Origin of the sequence: Rhodoferax sp., from assembly GCF_028689305.1 — a bacterium.
In the GTDB taxonomy this organism is placed as follows: Bacteria; Pseudomonadota; Gammaproteobacteria; order Burkholderiales; family Burkholderiaceae_C; genus Rhodoferax.
Genome location: NZ_JAQTWM010000182.1, coordinates 1366 through 2840, shown reverse-complemented (window position 1 = coordinate 2840; position 1475 = coordinate 1366). Strand labels below are relative to the sequence as shown.

Genomic DNA, 1475 nt, shown 5'->3' with positions numbered 1-1475 from the left:
TACAACTTGCCCTGGGTGCAGGACTGATCCCGCTGCCCGCTTTTTCACTCCCAAAGGAACCACCATGACACAAGCATTTGCCGACAATTCCCTCTCCATTGGCCGCACGCCGCTGGTCAAGCTCAACCGCCTCACTGCAGGTGCCGGCGCCACCGTGTTGGCCAAGATCGAAGGCCGCAACCCGGCCTACTCGGTCAAGGACCGTATTGGCGCAGCCTTGGTGTGGGACGCGGAAAAGCGCGGGCTGCTTGGGGCCGGCAAGGAAATTGTTGAACCTACCAGCGGCAACACCGGCATTGCGCTGGCCTTTGTGGCGGCGGCGCGGGGGATTCCGATCACCTTGACCATGCCCGACACCATGAGCATCGAACGGCGCAAATTGCTGCTGGCCTACGGCGCCCGGCTGGTGTTGACCGAAGGGGCCAAAGGCATGAAGGGGGCGATTGCCAAGGCCGAAGAAATTGCCGCCAGCGACCCGAAATACGTGCTGCTGCAGCAATTCAAGAATCCGGCCAACCCGGCCATCCACGAGGCCACTACTGGTCCTGAAATCTGGAACGACACCAATGGCCAGATCGACATTCTGGTCTCTGGCGTCGGTACCGGTGGCACCATCACCGGCATTTCACGCTACATCAAAAAGACCCAGGGCAAGGCCATCACCTCGGTGGCAGTTGAGCCCACTGCCAGCCCGGTGCTGACCCAGGCCCGTGCCGGTGAAGAGATCAAACCCGGGCCACACAAGATTCAAGGCATTGGCGCTGGTTTTGTGCCCGACGTGCTGGACTTGTCGCTGGTGGACGCGGTGGAGCAGGTCAGCAATGAAGACGCAGTGGACTTTGCCCGCCGTCTGGCGCGTGAGGAAGGTATTTTGGCAGGCATCTCGGGCGGTGCCGCCGCTGCCGCAGCGGTGCGTCTGGCCCAGCGTCCTGAGAATGCGGGCAAGACCATTGTGGTGGTGCTGCCGGACTCGGGTGAGCGCTACTTGAGTTCCATCCTGTTCGACGGCTTGTTTGATGCCGCTGGCCTGGCTGTCAGTGCATGAGCGTCATTGCATTGCGCCCGGTGGAAGCCAGCGCACCTCTTTTTGACCTGAAGCAGGTCGTGGCCGAATTAGCCGCCGAGCGCCAGCGCTGGCGCGAGGCGCAAAAGCGCTCCACCGAGCCCGGTGGGCGCGAGCTGCCCTCACGCGACGCACTGGCGCAGATCATCGACGGGCTGCGCGGCGTGTTGTTTCCCATGCGTCTGGGTCCGGCCGATTTGCGCCAGGAGAGCGAAGACTTTTACGTCGGCCACACGCTCGACAGCGTGTTACACGCCCTGCTGGTGCAGGTGCGTCTGGAGTTGCGTTATGCCCAGCGCCTGTCGGAGCTGGTCGACGCGCAGGCGATTGAGGCGCGCTCTGTCGCCATCGTGCGGGATTTTTCACACGCCTTGCCGCAGATTCGTGCCTTGCTGGACAGCGATGTGGTCGC

1 protein-coding gene and 1 pseudogene are annotated in these 1475 nt (G+C 62.8%); both read left to right on the top strand.

From position 1 onward, the window contains the following. Positions 1–64: 64 nt before the first annotated feature. Positions 65–1045, top strand: a complete 981-nt coding sequence (gene cysK / locus PHW99_RS18715) for a cysteine synthase A (protein ID WP_300181352.1) — start codon at positions 65–67, stop codon at positions 1043–1045. After that, positions 1042–1475, top strand: a pseudogene (locus PHW99_RS18710) (serine acetyltransferase); the annotation flags it as partial. The gene cysK and the pseudogene PHW99_RS18710, both read left to right, overlap by 4 nt.